16 protein-coding genes are annotated in these 15115 nt (G+C 62.2%); 1 reads left to right on the top strand and 15 read right to left on the bottom strand.

The window, feature by feature from the left end; all coding sequences use genetic code 11:
- The 8 genes from BLU67_RS00080 to BLU67_RS00045 all read right to left on the bottom strand — a co-directional run bounded on the left by BLU67_RS00080 (position 1) and on the right by BLU67_RS00045 (position 7950).
- On the bottom strand, positions 1–1101 hold the full coding sequence (locus tag BLU67_RS00080) for an iron chelate uptake ABC transporter family permease subunit (RefSeq protein WP_261976976.1): 1101 nt from the start codon (positions 1099–1101) through the stop codon (positions 1–3).
- A complete protein-coding gene (locus tag BLU67_RS00075; RefSeq protein ID WP_092560761.1) occupies positions 1094–2086 on the bottom strand; it encodes an ABC transporter permease in 993 nt (330 codons plus the stop codon). The genes BLU67_RS00080 and BLU67_RS00075 overlap by 8 nt, the downstream gene beginning before the upstream one ends.
- Positions 2083–3093 (bottom strand): siderophore ABC transporter substrate-binding protein, encoded by a 1011-nt coding sequence (locus BLU67_RS00070; RefSeq protein ID WP_092560759.1) that lies wholly within the window; start codon positions 3091–3093, stop codon positions 2083–2085. The genes BLU67_RS00075 and BLU67_RS00070 overlap by 4 nt, the downstream gene beginning before the upstream one ends.
- Positions 3094–3425: 332 nt before the next feature.
- Positions 3426–3677 carry a hypothetical protein gene (locus BLU67_RS00065; protein ID WP_092560757.1) on the bottom strand — a complete coding sequence of 84 codons (252 nt, stop codon included), beginning with the start codon at positions 3675–3677 and terminating at the stop codon, positions 3426–3428.
- Positions 3678–3682: 5 nt separating this feature from the next.
- Positions 3683–5215 carry a molybdopterin-dependent oxidoreductase gene (locus BLU67_RS00060; RefSeq protein WP_092561164.1) on the bottom strand — a complete coding sequence of 511 codons (1533 nt, stop codon included), beginning with the start codon at positions 5213–5215 and terminating at the stop codon, positions 3683–3685.
- 39 nt (positions 5216–5254) lie between these two features.
- Positions 5255–6145, bottom strand: coding sequence for a formate transporter FocA (gene focA / locus BLU67_RS00055; RefSeq protein ID WP_092560755.1), 891 nt, complete (start codon positions 6143–6145; stop codon positions 5255–5257).
- 11 nt (positions 6146–6156) lie between these two features.
- A complete protein-coding gene (locus BLU67_RS00050) occupies positions 6157–6603 on the bottom strand; it encodes an RpiB/LacA/LacB family sugar-phosphate isomerase (protein ID WP_092560753.1) in 447 nt (148 codons plus the stop codon).
- Positions 6604–6741: 138 nt separating this feature from the next.
- Positions 6742–7950 (bottom strand): RtcB family protein, encoded by a 1209-nt coding sequence (locus BLU67_RS00045; protein ID WP_092560751.1) that lies wholly within the window; start codon positions 7948–7950, stop codon positions 6742–6744.
- A 587-nt stretch (positions 7951–8537) separates the two neighbouring features.
- Between BLU67_RS00045 and BLU67_RS11995 the strand changes: the two genes are divergently transcribed.
- Positions 8538–8984, top strand: coding sequence for a hypothetical protein (locus BLU67_RS11995; protein WP_143027278.1), 447 nt, complete (start codon positions 8538–8540; stop codon positions 8982–8984).
- A gap of 52 nt (positions 8985–9036) precedes the next feature.
- On the opposite strand, the gene BLU67_RS00035 is transcribed toward BLU67_RS11995, so the two are convergent.
- From BLU67_RS00035 to BLU67_RS00005, 7 genes are all read right to left on the bottom strand, one after another.
- Positions 9037–10224, bottom strand: coding sequence for a prenyltransferase (locus BLU67_RS00035; RefSeq protein WP_092560747.1), 1188 nt, complete (start codon positions 10222–10224; stop codon positions 9037–9039).
- Positions 10221–10553 (bottom strand): lycopene cyclase domain-containing protein, encoded by a 333-nt coding sequence (locus BLU67_RS00030; protein WP_092560745.1) that lies wholly within the window; start codon positions 10551–10553, stop codon positions 10221–10223. The genes BLU67_RS00035 and BLU67_RS00030 overlap by 4 nt, the downstream gene beginning before the upstream one ends.
- Positions 10553–12127 (bottom strand): phytoene desaturase family protein, encoded by a 1575-nt coding sequence (gene crtI, locus BLU67_RS00025; protein ID WP_092560743.1) that lies wholly within the window; start codon positions 12125–12127, stop codon positions 10553–10555. Before crtI ends, BLU67_RS00030 begins: the two co-directional genes overlap by 1 nt.
- The gene (locus tag BLU67_RS00020; RefSeq protein WP_092560741.1) at positions 12124–13014 is read right to left on the bottom strand and encodes a phytoene/squalene synthase family protein; all 891 of its coding nucleotides are present in this window, start codon (positions 13012–13014) and stop codon (positions 12124–12126) included. The genes crtI and BLU67_RS00020 overlap by 4 nt, the downstream gene beginning before the upstream one ends.
- Positions 13011–14126 (bottom strand): polyprenyl synthetase family protein, encoded by a 1116-nt coding sequence (locus BLU67_RS00015; RefSeq protein WP_176780633.1) that lies wholly within the window; start codon positions 14124–14126, stop codon positions 13011–13013. Before BLU67_RS00015 ends, BLU67_RS00020 begins: the two co-directional genes overlap by 4 nt.
- Positions 14123–14686 (bottom strand): isopentenyl-diphosphate Delta-isomerase, encoded by a 564-nt coding sequence (gene idi, locus BLU67_RS00010; protein ID WP_092560737.1) that lies wholly within the window; start codon positions 14684–14686, stop codon positions 14123–14125. Before idi ends, BLU67_RS00015 begins: the two co-directional genes overlap by 4 nt.
- Positions 14687–14756: 70 nt before the next feature.
- A partial coding sequence (locus tag BLU67_RS00005; RefSeq protein WP_143027277.1) for an integrase core domain-containing protein occupies positions 14757–15115 on the bottom strand: 359 nt, incomplete at its 5' end.

Below are 15115 nucleotides of genomic sequence, written 5' to 3'. Positions count from 1 at the left end.
TCAGAGCCTCCCCTTGCGAAGAATGTAGAACAGGAAGAATGCACCGCCGACGAGTTCGATGATGATCCCGACGGATCCCTGCGCATAGAACAGGTGGCGCAGCACGAAGTGGGCGCTCGTCATGAGCACAAAGCCGACGAGCCAGGCCATCGGGAAGATATAGCGGTGATCGTAGGTGTCGGCGAGCTGGTAGGCGATCATCGCCACGAGAAAGCCGAGGAAGGTCATCGGGCCGATAAGCGCGGTCGAGACTGCCATGAGCACGGCGGTCAAGACGAGGACATAAAGCGTTTGGCGACGGTGATTGATGCCGAGGTTGACCGCCGCATCCTTGCCGAGCGAGAGCACGTTCAGCTGGCGCGAATGCCACCACAGCGCGCCACCGGCGAGCGCGACGATGATGATCGAGGGAACGATGTACTCGTCGCGAGCCTGCGCGACCGATCCGATGAGCCGCGCGGTCAGCAGATCGAACTCGCTCGGGGTCAGTAGGCGTTGCAGGAAGGTGGCGAGCGCCCCCAGTCCCCCACCGATGACGATGCCGATGAGCAGCGTGACCTGCAGGTTTCCCCGCTTACCGCCAAAGAGCCAGCCGTACAGCAGCGCAGCAAAGCCGACCATCAGCGCGATCTGCGCCAGGAATTGCGTCAGCCCCGTGACAAACGTGATCCCCGCGGCGCCAAGGAAGAAGACCGCCGCGGTCTGGATGAGCCGGTAGAGCGATTCGAAGCCCATAATGCCGGGCGTCAGAATCCGGTTGTGCGTGACGGTTTGGAAACTCACGGTCGCGATCGACTGCGCTGCCGTGACGATCGCGATGACGACGAGCGTCTTGACTCGCAACTGCGCGATCGTCCAGAAGCCCTCGGAGCCAACCGGCATCGGGTTGTCATAGGCCAGCGTCAGGCCGGCGCCCGCGATCGCAAGAACGATGAGCACCCCGAGGATCGCGAAGTAGCGCGAGGTGACCAGCCGGTTCGGCAACGGACCGGAGGAGCGCTCCCGGCCCGGATCGTGGCTGGCGTACAGCTCGGGGGCGATCGGGGGCGTCACGCGTTCAACCTCGCTCCTTGCCGGTTCGGCGAATTTCACACTAGCCACGGCGACGAATCCTTAGCAGCAAGACGACGAAGACCACCGCGCCCACGAACGCGAGAATGATCGAGACCGGAACCTCGAAAGGCATGATGACCACGCGCGCGATGATGTCGCAGATCGTGACGATCCAAATCCCGGTAAACGCCACCCACGGCAGGTTCGAGCGCAGGTTATCGCCGCGAAACAGCGAGACGACGTTCGGCACGATGAGGCCGAGGAACGGCAGCTGGCCGACGACGACGGTAACGATGCCCGTCGCGAGTGCGATGAGTCCGGTACCCAGCAGCACGACCATGCGGTAGTTCAGCCCGATATTGGTCGCGAACTCCTCGCCCAACCCGGCAGCGGTGAAGCGGTCGGCCGCGATGAAGACGATGACGACGACGATGAGGACCGCCCACATGGGCTCGTACTGGCCCTTAATCGCGGAGGTGAACGAGCCTTGGAACCATACGCCCATCGACTGCAGCATGTTGGTTTCGAGCGCGATATACGTCGACAGCGCCCCGACGACCGCGGCGAGCATCATCCCAACGATCGGCACGATGACGGAGGACTTCAGCGTCACCCGCTGCAGGAAGACGAAAAAGACGAGCGTGCCGATGAAGGCCGCCGCCACGGCGACGATCATCTTGGTCAGCAGTGAGGCACCCGGCGCGACGATGAGCACAATCAACAGTCCGAGTCCCGCCCACTCGGTCGTCCCGGTCGTCGTCGGCTCGACGAACCGGTTTTGCGTAATCATCTGCATGACGAGCCCACACATCGCCATCACGGCGCCGGACAGCACGAGCGTGACAGTGCGCGGGATGCGCGTGATGGCAAACATCTGCGCGCCATCATCGGAGCCGAGGATGTCATAGACCCCAACGGACAGGGACAGCGCGATGAGGCCGAGCGTCAGCACCACCGCGCCGATGAGCGGCCACGGCCGGGCAGGCCCCCGGGATCTCCCGGGAGCCTGCGCAGGCGCGGTCGCTAGGCTCACGCCTTCGCCTTCTCCATGGCGTCGGCGATCGCGTTGAAGAACTCGGTGTACGTCGTGAGCCCCTCATCGATGTAGGTGTACTGCGGCATGTAGACGATCTGGTCCTTCTTCACGGCGGTGACGTTTTGCAGCGCCGCAGAGCTCTTGAGCAGTTCGTTGGCCGGCTTGTAGGTCTCCCCATTGTTGGCGGCGACGGCCGCGTCACGGTCGAGCACGAGGATCCAGTCCGGGTTGGCATCGGCAATGGCCTCGACGGAGACGTCATCGCCCTCGTGGTTGGTCGAGGAGCCATCAACCTTCAGCGCCGGGGTCAATCCCAGGACGTCGAAGGCCGGGCCCACGCTGCGGCCCTGCGTCGGAGCCGCGAAATTGATCTCGCCACCGGAGGTGATGACACCGAGGACCTTCTGGCCCGGGTCGTATGCGGCCTTGGCGCGCGCGACGGCCGCGTCAAAGTCCTCGACGAGCTTGGTCGCCTCGGCCTCCTTCGCAAAAATCCGGCCCATCTCGGTGACCTGGCGCTTGAGCTCGGCCGCGAAGTCCTCGCCATCGCGCGGCGAGAGATCCACGACCTGGGCGTTCGGGAGGAGCTTCTTGATCTCGTCGTTGAACTGGGTGAAGCGCTGGCCGGAAATCACGACGTCCGGCTGCGCGGCGACGATGAGTTCGAGGTTCGGCTCGCGGTGGTTGCCGATATCGGTCGTGCCGTCCTTCTTGTAGGACAGGTCCGGGCGCATGAGCTTGACCGCGCCGGCCTTGACCTTGACTCCCCAGGAGTCGAGCAGCGAGAAGGTGCGGTTATCCAAGGCGACGACGTTTTGCGGTGGCGCGGTGATCGAGTGCTTGCCGAGGTTAGATTCCACCTCGATGGTGCTCGCGCTGGCGGAGCCGCTCGGTGCGGTGGAAGTCGCGGTGGTGGGACCGGATCCACCGCAGGCGGCGAGACTCAGGGCGAGAGCGCCCGAGGCCGCAGCGGCGGCGATCGTCTTGAAGCGACGAAGTGACATAGTGAAAGACTCCAGTAGGTCTAGCAGCGGAAGGTCCTGATCCCTTCCACCACGGCTGCGCTGGTTAGCTTAGCCGAGCCTAACTTTATGGGCGTCACCACCATTAAGCAACCATATCGTTTCGAAAATAGGGTTCAACACCCCTGCCCCAGGCGCGGCATTACGCGCTTTTCGGGCGCCCGATCTAGGCGAATGCGCTGTTTGCGATAAGCGTGCGCTATCGAAATCCGCGAGACCATAGTGCGCACCTAAGGCGCCATCAAAAATGTGACGTGCCACCTAGCAGAAAAAACGGCGGGCAGGACGTCTCCTGCCCGCCGCCTTGCCGGTTGCTAGCTTTCGCGCCCGATCAGCCGGTAGTGGCCCGCGCCTGCAAGCGCCTCGCCGATGAGTTCCGGATCCGGCTCGGCGCTTTCCTTGTGTTTGATCCACAGTCGGGTCGGCTCGCCGCTGACGATCTCGAAGGTCGCCTGGCCCATATCGTGAGCCGCGAAAATGTCGTAGAGCGATTGCAGCGCCTTTTTCGTGTCGTCATCGCTCGTGACGCCTTCGACGAGGAAACACGTTGATTCAATCCGTGGCATACGCACTAGATCCTTCCGTTGAACGCCTGCAGCGCCGAGTCTTCGCGAGTGCCGCCGCGGCCATCGCCGTACTCAGCGTAATCATGAATCCACATGATGCGCGATACCCACTTCACGTGCTTGTAGCCATGGTTGGACTCCACCCGCAGTCGCGCCGGCGCCCCGAGGTGGTCATCCAGCGGCTTGCCGTTGCGCTCGTAGGCGAGGATCGATTCCTCTTCCTCCATGGTCTCCAGATCGATCGCGGCATAGAACGGTTCGCGTGGCCGGTTGTCATACATCTTTTGCGCCAGGCCGTAGGACTCGGCGAGGAGGTAGCGTGCGCCCTCCGGCCGCGGCCCGAGGATTGCCATGAGATCGGTCAGGCGCACCCCAGCCCACTCGCTCGTCGCCGACCAGCCCTGCATGCAGGTGTGGGTCGCAATATAGGAGTGCTTGGGCAGCTTCTTCAGGTCCTCGACGCTCAGCTGCTTTTCCACGCCGTTAATATCGTCGCGCACGGTGATCGTCAGACCGTCCCAGTTGCGTTCGCGCGCGGCGAGCCACTCCGGAGACTCTTCGTCGGTCGGCGGCAGGCCGTTAGTCCAGTGGAACTCGGAAATATCCTCTGCCGTGTACACGGCATTTTTCTTCCCGAGCGGGCGCAACTTATTTAGGAAGATCTTGCGCCCGATCTCGGTGAAGCCCGCAGTGAAGCGCTGGGCGCGGGCCCGGTCTGCGAGCGACCAGTAGGACAGCGCAATCCAAAAGACCGTCACCGCGACGATCGTCGAGACGATGATGACCGTGGCCTGCGCGACGCGCGCGGTCGCGACCTCTCCCCCACCAAAGACCATGTGGATGACGTTGTGCTCGCGGTGAACCAAGAAGACGAGGGCGACGTGCACGATGATGAACCCGGTGAACATCACGAGCCCGATGAAGTGTAGGGAGCGGGCACCCTGGTGACCGCCGAGCATCTTGACGAAGCGGGGAAAACGCGCGCGGATCGCCGGCGCCATGGCCACGCCCGTGATCATCATGAACGGGGCAAGGATGAAGATCACGAAGGTGTAGCCCAGCATTTGCAGCGAATCATAGGGCGAGAAGTGACTGAGGTCGGGGACCTGAAGGCTGAGGTACATCTTGAGCGATTCGAATGCCTCGGGAAAGACGTCCCAGGAAGTCGGGATGATGCGCCGCCACAGGCCGGTCGCAAAGAGCAAGATGACGTAGATCAGTCCGTTGAGTACCCAAAGCATGACCGAGACGCCATGCCAGTGTCGGCCCAGACCGATATTTTCACGACCGGGCAGTGAGAGCGCGGGGTGGACGGATTTTTCGTCCATGAGGGAGGTGTAGACGCCTTCCTCCTTCGGCAGTTCTCGTTTCGTGAACTTCAGCCATTCGGTGCCGGGCGCACAGTCGTTTCGCCACCACAGTCGGGGCAGGGAGGAGAGCATCTCAACTCCAGAACGGATGAGCATACCCATGAGGATAAAGTTCAAAAGGTGCTGGGCTCGCAGCCAGAGGGGGAAATCAGATCCGATGGCATCCATCATTGGGTTCCTTTTCGATTAGGGCCGGATCGCGCAGGGTTAGGCAGTGGGACAGGGAAGGGGGGTCGCGGGCAGGGACTTTCCCGGCTTGTCCAGGAAGTGGAAGATCGTCCAGTACAGGATACCGATCATGAGGCCACCGCCGACGATGTTGCCGAGGGTGACGGGCGCAAGGTTGTTGAGGAAGAAGGCCGACCAGCTGAGGTCCGCATAGTAGGCGGGGTTCAGGCCGGAGGACTCCCAGAAGCTGCTGGGCGCACCCTGGTAGATGATGAGGCCGAGGGGGATCATGAACATGTTCGCGACGGAGTGCTCAAAACCGGTCGCGACGAACAGGGCGATGGGCATCGTCACGGCGATGACCTTGTCCATCGTCGTCCGGCCCGAGTAAGCCGCCCAGATCGCCAGGCACACCATGAGGTTGCACAAGATGCCAAGGACGAAGGCAGTCAAGAAATCGTGGTGAACCTTTTTCAACGACACCTCCAGGACGACCTTGGCCCACCCGCCATCGGCCTGCTGCCAGACCTTTCCGGCGTAGATGAGGGCAACGATTGTCAGGGCGCCGATGAAGTTACCGAGGTAGACGACCAGCCAGTTACGCACGAGCTGCCAGGTGGTGATCCGCCCGGAGGCTCGAGCCGTGAGGGTGAGGGTCGAGGAGGTGAACAGTTCGGCACCGGTGAGGACGACGAGCGTGAGGCCGGTGGCGAAGACGATTCCACCGACGACCTTGGCCATGCCGTAGGGCATCGCTGCCGCACCGACTTGGCTCGTGATGTAAAAGACGAACCCGAGGGCGATGTATCCACCCGCGGTGAGCGCGAGGAGGAAGGACTTGAGCGGGTGGCTCGTGGCTTTGCCGAAAGCGGCGTCTTCGGCCGCCCGCGCCATCTGTGATGGCGTCAGAATCGAGTGCGAGTCACTCATGACGATCTCGCCTACTGGCGCTGCGCCTCAAACGCCGAGATCTCCGCGACCTTGGGGCCGTAGAAGCCTGCCGCATCGTGCCTGACATCGAGCCACGCATCGACGAGCGCCGTCGCGTAGATGGGGGCGATGATGTTTTGGCCCATGCACAGGATCTGCGCGTCGTAGTTCTCGACTGCGCCGCGGACGGTAACGAGGTCATGGGCGGTAGCCGCGCGTGCCCCGGCGACTTTGTTCGCGGCGATCGCGGTGCCGAGTCCCGTACCGCACACGAGGATGGCGCGATCGACCTCTCCGGAGACGACCCGCTGCGCGGCATCGATGGAAACGGCTGGATAGGTGACGTCCTCGGCAGAAAGGTCGATGACGCTTTCCACTCGTGGGTCGTTTTCGAGGTAGGACTTGATGGCGTCTTTTAGGATGGTTCCATTGCAAGGTGCACCGAGTGCGATCTTCATCGCTATCTCCTTTGATCAACGAAAGGTGACCGGGTAGCTATGTCAGTCTCAAGCATAAACCTTTTTCTATGGTTTTACCCATAGAAAAAGGGACCGGGCGTGATATCTTTTGGATCACGCCCGATCCCAGCGCTTGAGCTAGCCCTTGACGCAGAGGACCGTCTGCAGCCGCGCGACGACGTCAACGAGGTCACGCTGCGCGTCGATCACGTCGTTGATGTCCTTATATGCGGCCGGAATCTCGTCCACGACGCCGGCGTCCTTCCGGCACTCGATACCTTCGGTCTGAGCAGCAAGATCGGCCGCGGTGTAGCGCTTGCGCGCCGCATTCCGTGACATCTTGCGCCCAGCACCATGGGAGGCCGACTGGTAGGACTCGGGATTGCCGAGGCCTCGCACGATATAGGAGCCCGTCCCCATCGAGCCTGGGATGACTCCCATATCTCCGGCGCCCGCCCGAATCGCACCCTTGCGGGTGACGATGAGCTCCTCGCCGTCGTAGTGCTCTACTGCCACATAGTTGTGGTGGCAGCGGATCGGGTCCTCAAAGGCGATGCCGTCGATCTGATGCGAGAGTTCGTCGCAGACCGCCTGGAGCATGACGTCCCGGTTGAGCAGCGCGTAGGATTGCGCCCAGTACAGATCGTGCAGGTAGGCCTCCATCTGGGGCGTTCCTGCAAGGAAGACCGCGAGGTCCCGGTCGACGAGGTTCTGGTTATGGGCAAGTTCCTGCGCCGCTTCGATGTGGACGCGGGCCAGCTGGTTGCCGGTCCCCCGCGAGCCGGAGTGCAGGGTGATCCACACTCTGCCATCGTCACCGGCACACAACTCGATGAAGTGGTTACCGCCGCCGAGCGTCCCAACCTGGGCCATCGCCTTGGCTTCCGCCTTGCCACGCCGAATCGAAGCGATCTCGTGCACCTTGAGGTCGGCAAAGCTCGCCATCGCAGCGCGGTAGCGGTCGCCGAGCTCGCGATGCTTGCCCACCGTGCGGGGCTCGTCGCGGTGAGAACTGAATCCCACTGGCACCGCCCGCTCGATTCCTTGGCGCAGCTTGGCAAGCGAATCGGGCAGCTGGTCCGGGCGCAGATTGGTGCGCACGGCTGTCATGCCGCAGCCGATATCGACGCCAACCGCCGCCGGGGCGACCGCTTGGTTCATGGCGATCACGGAGCCGACCGTCGCGCCGAGCCCGAAATGGACATCGGGCATGACGCGCACGCCATGCGTCCAGGGCAGGCGAGCGACGTTTCGCAGCTGGTCTTGGGTCTGGGGCTCAATGTCGGCTTCCTTCGCCCACATCATCGTGTTGTCGGTGCCCGACAGGGGCACCGGGAACATGCTCATGTTTCTTCCTCCTGTTGTGGTGACACAGGGGCAGCGACCACCGTCGTCGTCGACGGAATTCGCGAAGCTATAAGTCGATAAGAATGGTGGTCCACTACCCCAAGGCTTAGCGTTGGTCGCCAAGTCCTTGCTTGAGTAGGTAGGCAAAAGCCAGGCGTGGCTCGCGCGACGCGAATTCGCGTCGGAGCTGCATGGCTGCCATGGTTGGACCTCTCAAATCACGTGCGCACGAGTGTGCGCACGTTGAAGTATGGCACGAACTGGAGACGCTGGCCAGAGCTTTGCCGCCCGGCCACCTCAGCCCTAGTGCCTGTGATGATGGAGATACGGCGCGCGGGGGTGGGCAGGTCGCGCCAAACCGGAGATATGAAAAACACTCGCCGCGTCACCGCTCTTGCCGTGCTTGACCCTCGGCCTGTCGCTGGCCGCTTGCTCGTCGGATACTCCCGCCGAGTCTCCTAGCTCTCCTGTAACGTCCCCGGCCGCGACCGAGACCACGGATAGCTCCCCCGAGGAAACTGAGGACGCGACGGAGAGCAAGCCCGGAAGAAACGACCGAGGCTCCCGCCCCGGCCGCGGAGTCCAAGGTGAGCATCGATCTCGGCGGAAACGTCACGGACTTTGCCCCCGCTAACGTCTACTGCAAGGGCAAGCCGGATACGATCCACCACGTTGCCGCCAAGGCCGAGCGCGGACTTCCCATTATTGAGTTCACCCCGGGCGAGTTCGCCATGGTGAATGTCAATCGGTTCGTTGTAGGTCATGATGAGTACGTCCACGCTCGGGTGCGACGTCAAAGGTGTCCCAAGGCGCTTAGGCGCGGGCGTCCAGAACAGCACCGCGAAGCCCAAAGTCTGAACGATGCCGATGAGTTCGACCGCCAAAAGCAGCCAGCCAAAGACGATATTGGACGTCGCCGCCGTGGGGATCGTGTACGCGATACGCCAAATGAGGTAACCGAGCGCAAGGCCTGCGTACATGATGGCCAAGGGGCGGCGAAGCAGCGGATACTTCCGCGCCAGCCGGGCCAGTAACCAACCACCGACCAAAAGGGCGATGAGTACTCTGCGCGCGACAGGGCGTCGGTTAGCTCGACGTCCATACAAGGATGAGAATGAGCGTGGAGAGGAAGCCCGAGACATAGTTCATCCAGATGAAGCGTCGCCAGGCGACATTCACGCGCGCGGATGACTCGTCTGTGACGTTCCAGTAGGACGCGCCATTAAGCACATACGGCACAGCCAGCACCGCTGCCAGTGGTCCTGGCCACGGCGTCAGAAGCATTGCGAGGCCTGCAATCACCCAGAGCGTCAGCGCGAACCTCGCGGTACGCCGGGCCCCGAGCGCGGTAGCAATCGAGCCGATGCCCGCCTTCCGATCGGGCAAAACATCCTGAATCGCTCCAAACGCGTGCGCCGCCATGCCCCACAGGAAGAAGGCCACCAACGTCACGAGTGCGCCCAGCCCCACCTGCGCGTCCGCGAGCGCCAAGCCGACGACGGCTGGACTCACGAAGTGCGCACTTGAGGTGACCGAGTCGAGGACCGGACGTTCCTTGAACCGCAGCCTTGGGGCGGAATAAGCGACGACCGCGAATGCGCTCACGGCCACCGCGCCCCACGCAGCCGGACCTCCGGCGGTCGCGAGCCACACAAGTAACGGAATATTCGTGATCGCAACGGCGATGAGCAGCGGCCGGTGCAATCGCGGCGCGAGCAGCGCACCCTCGATGCCACCTTTCCGCGGGTTCGCGATGTCCGAGGCGTAGTCAAAGACATCGTTGATGCCATACATCGCCAGATTGTAGGGAATGAGGAAGTACAGCACCCCGACGACGAGAACCCAATCGATCTCCCGTGTCGTGAGCAGATAGGTCGCGCCGAAGGGGAAGGCAGTATTGATCCAGCTCACCGGACGTGAGGCCCACACCACCTGCTGGAAATCCGCGCGCCGCTGCGCACTTGCCCGCTCGATCGCGCTCCAGATGACCGGCAGAGCAATGACGCCTGCCAATGGGTAGGAAAAGTCCTCGATAGGGGCGAGCCCGATCCGCCAGCCCGCCAGCAGTTCAGGTGGATAGGAAAACAGATCGAGCCGGATCATGAGGTTATCGAAGATCGCCGTGAGCGCTGCGACGATAACGAAGGCTGCAATCATTGCGGCAGCGGCGTTTGAGGGCAGGCGCCTTCCACGCAGCCTCACGTATCCCCAAGCAAGAAGGGCAATCAGGATCGCGACAGCGAGGCCGAGCATCGCGAGAGCTGGATACGTCATGGCCCCCTCCGGCGACGGACGTAGGCCAGCATCCGCGCGCTGCCGGTGAACGCAATCATGATGCACATGACGAGCAGCACCAGAAATACGGGCTCTTCGATCGGGAGCTCGGGAGCTAAGAGCGCCCCCGTTGCGATGGCTCCTTGACCGCGCACGAAGATGCCGTGAGAAATGCCCACCAGATCCCACACGACGAACAGTCCAACCCCAATAACCGTGACGATCGTGGCGGCGATGGGGTCACGCCAGAAAAACAGTCGGAAGCGTCGGTCAATGAGCGCCATGCCCGCAATGCTGACGAGCAACGCGGCGAGATACAGGCCGGGCATCAGTCCTCCACCACCGGGATCGGGCCAGCGCTGTGATCACCGCGGATGCGCTTCAGTACGACTTCCGCGCTAATCAAGCACATCGGCACCCCAATCCCGGGCGCGGTTGTGGCGCCGACGTAATACAGGCCGTCGACCTTCGTAGACTGGTTCTGGGCACGGAACATCGCGCTCTGACTCAAGATATGTGCCGGGCCGAGCATGCTGCCCTGCCACGAGTGGAAGTCTCGCTGGTAGTCGCACGGCCCGAGGGTTTGCCGCATCACGATACGCTCCCGCAGGTCGGGGATGTCGGACCACTGGGCGATCTGGTCGATCGCGCGATCGGCAATGAGCTCTACCTGCTCATCGCCACCACCATCGGCTCCGCCGCTCCCGACCGTGAGATCCGGTGGCCCAGGAATCAGGATGAAGAGGTTCTCGTGGCCTGGGGGCGCGACGCTAGGGTCGGTGGCGCTCGCCTTACAGACATAGAGCGATGCCGGGTCGACAAAACGCTGGTTGTTGCCGAAGATCGCTTCGAAGTTGGTGTGCCAGTCTCGCGTAAAGAACAGGTTGTGGTGCTGCAGCTGAGGCAGCTCGCCGCGCACTCCCAGGTACGCGATGACCGCGCTTGGGCCGCTCGTGCGTCGCCGCCACCAACGTTCGGGATAGGTTTGCTGCTGCGGTTTGAGCAGTTGTGTTTCGGTGTGGTGGAGGTCTGCATTGGAGACGACGACATCAGCCGGTTCATGGTGGATCTCCCCCGCCTCATCGCACCACCGAACCTGGCGGACGCGGTGCTTGCGGCCACGGCCCGGAACGGTATCAATTCCGGTAACTTCCGCCCCCGTCACGATTCTCGCGCCGGCGGCACGAGCATGGTGGGCTATCCGATCCGTGAGAGTGGTGAAGCCCCCTTCGGGATAAAACACTCCCTGGTCCAGATCCATGTAACTCATGAGGTGGTACATTGCCGGCGCTGCCATCGGGCTCGTGCCAATGAAGACCGCGTGAAATCCGAGGATTTGGCGCAGCACCGGGTGCGAGAACCGGGAATTGATGTAGCGTTCGAGCGACTGACCCAGCAGTCGCACCAGAGTCGGACTGCCGCGCAGAATCTCCGGAGAAATTAGCGTGCGATACCGCGTGAAGGGGTTGTACAAGAAGTAGCGCAGCGCCATGTCATAGGTACGGCGGGCCGATGACAGATAGCGGCGGAGTTTGGCGCCGCCGCCACGCTCCAACGCTTCAAAAGTGCGCGCGACGTGCTCGACTCCGCGCGGGATCGTCACCGGCGGAACGCGCGATGCGCCCGGTTCGCTGACAACCTGGTATGCCGGCTGCAGTGGGCGGAGTCGAAGCTCGTGATCTGTCGAGGTGCCAAGGAGATTGAAAAAGTGCTCCATCACTTCGGGCATGAGGTACCACGAGGGCCCGGTATCGAATCGGAAGCCAGCTGTCTCAAGGTTTCCGATTCGGCCGCCAATGTCCGCGTTTTTCTCTAGCACGACGACTTCGCGCCCTTCACGTGCCAAGAGCGCTGCGGTCGCCAGTCCGCCGAGACCGGCTCCGATAATTACTGTTCTTGTCATGATCGACGCTCCACAGCGGTCGCGAGGATGGCGCTTCCAGCCATCACAGTTTTGCGAGGATTTGGTACCCGGATACGGCGCTGATACAGCTCGGCTGCGGGAACGTGTGCGATCCGGTCGGTGAGATCGGAAAAGATGGCGTGCGCCGTGCGCACCGCGGCCCGGCAATCTCGCGGCAGCATCGGTATGACGGCCTCGGCGTCGGAGAGTTGCGCGCGAATCGTTGCGACCCACTGGCTACGAGTCTCGTCCGTTAATTCTGCATCGTGGGTGAGATAGTGGCGCCCAAGCCGCTCGCTGTCGTCAGCCAGATCCCGCAGGAAGTTGACGTTTTGGAACGCTGCGCCAAGTTGGCGTGCGCCGCGCTCGAGGCGAGCTCGGGTCTCTGGCGCCATGGGTATGCCTCGGGTGAAGACGCGCAGGCACATCAGCCCAACGACCTCCGCGGATCCGTAGACATATTCGGCATGCTCTTCCCGACTGAGGCTCGCCCCACCGTCGGGGTTGCTGTTGCGGATGATGTCGGATGCCATGGATTCGAAGAATGGCGTGGTCAGTTCGGTGGAAATATCGCATTGGCGAGCCGTCGTCGCAAAGGCGTGAATCACGAGATCGGGCGAGTACCCCGATGCTAGTGCTCTCTCCACCTCGTCGATGTATCGCTGGAGCGTCGCCATTTGATCATCGATGGAAAGACCGGCTTCGGCAGCGACGCCGTCGACAATTTCGTCGGCGACTCGAACGAGTGCGTAGACATTGCGGATATGTTGACGGTGCCGCGCTCCGAGCAGCCGGGTCGCAGCTCCGAAGGACGTGGAGTAGTCCGTGATGACCTGATCAGCGACTTTGCTCGCTACCGCCGTGAACATCCGTAGCGCACTTTTCATGCGGCTCGCCCCTTCAGACCTTCGCCGTATCGATGGATGACGTCGCGAAGTTCCTCAGGCAAGCTGTGCGGCCCGTCCGCAGCAATCTTGTGTTCAACTCCTGCGATCTCGACTGCGATGAGCCCTTCAACAAACTCCCTCGCGCCGCATTCGCTGAGCAGTTCCCGCAGGTTCTCGCCCTGCTCCACCGCTAAATGCGGGTCACCAAAGTCCTGTTCGATCTGCGGCCAGCAGGATGTGTGGCGTGCGTAGCAGATGATGGCCGTTTGTTTCCCTTCGCGCAGGTCGGAAAAGGCGTCCTTTCCGTGATCCTGGGGCTGACCAAAAACCGAGAGCAGATCGTCTTGCAGTTGGTAGGCCAATCCGAGGTGGTGTCCGATGGCAGCCGTCTCACGTTCAAGCTCCGACGGCTGCTGCGCCACTATCGCCGCCGCCCTCAACGGAAGTTGGAAGGTATAGGAGGCGGTCTTATAGGCGGACATGCTCAAAACCGTGGGCAGGTGGGGCTGGATCGCACCGTCGCTGAGGCCGACATCGAGGTATTCGCCCGCCACCGTCTCTCGAATGGTGTGGTCGAGGAGGTCGAGGAGCGCGATACGAATGTGTTCCGGAGCGCAGATCCGAGCAAAGATCTGGTGCACCGCGGACAGCAGAAGGTCCCCCATGAGAATCGCGCCGGTACGACCCCAGTGCAGTGCGTCGAGATGCCCCATATCGCGATGACGGCGAGGCACGCCGCGTGCCTCGAGTCTGTCGCTAAGCACCGCAACCAAGTTCGGGTGACCACGGCGCTTCAGATCGCCATCAATGACGTCATCGTGCAGAAGGTAAGAGAAATGGAGGAGCTCGATGGCCACCGCGAGCTTCACGATGTCGCGCTCTGTCAGGACAGGGTCCGCAGGCTGCTCGAGCGCCCCGTACGCATCAAGGAAGAGTTGTGGTCGGATCAGTTTCCCACCGAGAATCTGCTGCTCTGTGAGAATCCAAAGCTCGGTGAATGCTGGGCCGTAGGGCTCTGCTGCCCTCGTGAGGTCGCGCAGCTGCGAGCCCAGTTCCTCACGGAAGGGGGCCAGGAGCGAACCGCTCAGCGTCGCTTGGGCCGGGGAGGTCACGATGGCGGGCTCTCGCTCGATTCGAGCAAGCTTCGGCGTCTAACTCGTAGCCGATCTGCAATCTTCGGAAACTGCATCGTCGACCATGGGCTGAAGGCGAAGGGCACGAGGGACAATGCCGACTCGAAATTCTCCAGCTCGACCCAGGCAACCTGGCCCACCTCGTCCGGATTCGGCGTCACCTCGCAAGAGGTCGCAGCGATCAGTACCGGGCACAGTTCGTTTTCGACGACTCCGCTGTGGTCGACTGCGCGGTAGCGAAAGTCCGGCAAAGCCATCTCGATACCGGTCACGTCAAATCCGAGTTCGGTCTCGGCGCGACGCTGAACCGCTGCCTCAAGGGCTTCGCCCGGTGCGGGATGCCCGCAAAAGCTGTTGGTCCACACGCCGGGCCACGTCTGCTTTGTCACCGCCCGTCGTGACAGCAGGAGCCTCCCGGCCCGATCCAGGACATAACAGCTGAACGCCAAATGAAGCGGAGTCTCACGAGTGTGGACACGGTCTTTCGGCGCCGATCCGATAGCCAACCCAGAGTCGTCAAGAAGTACGACCTCTTCCACAGCGCCTCCCCTTTCGACGACATTACCTAGTTAGAATGTTTGATAGCCTATCTACCTATTTTCGATCGCGCTAGTTGTAGTTCCCCGTGAGGTTGTGAACGCGTTCTGATGGAGTAAGACCACCGATGCCGGTATGGGGTCTGTGATGATTGTAGTGATGAAGCCAGGCGTCGTAGGTTGCGGCCCTGGCTTCATCAGTGCCATAGGTGTCGGCATATGCCCATTCCTCAGCCAGTGTGCGGTTGAAGCGTTCGACCTTGCCGTTTGTTTGGGGACGATACGGACGAGTGAATCGATGTGTCACATGTTTCCCGAGCGATTCTTTGAAGAGCCCGGACCGGTAGCAGCTGCCGTTATCAGTCATCACCCCGGTGACCACGATCCCGGCGGCTGCGAAGAAGGTTCGTGCCCGTTGCCAGAACGCTGCCG

The organism is Bowdeniella nasicola (genome assembly GCF_900107735.1).
GTDB classification, from domain to species: Bacteria; Actinomycetota; Actinomycetes; order Actinomycetales; family Actinomycetaceae; genus Bowdeniella; species Bowdeniella massiliensis.
Note: the sequence above shows the minus strand (reverse complement) of the source record. Positions and strands in the feature narration are given on the sequence as shown.

Bases quoted from the DNA above. Each gene is read 5' to 3' on its own strand.
- BLU67_RS00070 (WP_092560759.1), bottom strand. From the start codon at position 3,093: ATGTCACTTCGTCGCTTCAAGACGATCGCCGCCGCTGCGGCCTCGGGC.
- BLU67_RS00065 (WP_092560757.1), bottom strand. From the start codon at position 3,677: ATGCCACGGATTGAATCAACGTGTTTCCTCGTCGAAGGCGTCACGAGC.
- BLU67_RS00060 (WP_092561164.1), bottom strand. From the start codon at position 5,215: ATGGATGCCATCGGATCTGATTTCCCCCTCTGGCTGCGAGCCCAGCAC.
- focA (WP_092560755.1), bottom strand. From the start codon at position 6,145: ATGAGTGACTCGCACTCGATTCTGACGCCATCACAGATGGCGCGGGCG.
- BLU67_RS00050 (WP_092560753.1), bottom strand. From the start codon at position 6,603: ATGAAGATCGCACTCGGTGCACCTTGCAATGGAACCATCCTAAAAGAC.
- BLU67_RS00045 (WP_092560751.1), bottom strand. From the start codon at position 7,950: ATGAGCATGTTCCCGGTGCCCCTGTCGGGCACCGACAACACGATGATG.
- BLU67_RS00035 (WP_092560747.1), bottom strand. From the start codon at position 10,224: ATGACGTATCCAGCTCTCGCGATGCTCGGCCTCGCTGTCGCGATCCTG.
- BLU67_RS00030 (WP_092560745.1), bottom strand. From the start codon at position 10,553: ATGCCCGGCCTGTATCTCGCCGCGTTGCTCGTCAGCATTGCGGGCATG.
- crtI (WP_092560743.1), bottom strand. From the start codon at position 12,127: ATGACAAGAACAGTAATTATCGGAGCCGGTCTCGGCGGACTGGCGACC.
- BLU67_RS00020 (WP_092560741.1), bottom strand. From the start codon at position 13,014: ATGAAAAGTGCGCTACGGATGTTCACGGCGGTAGCGAGCAAAGTCGCT.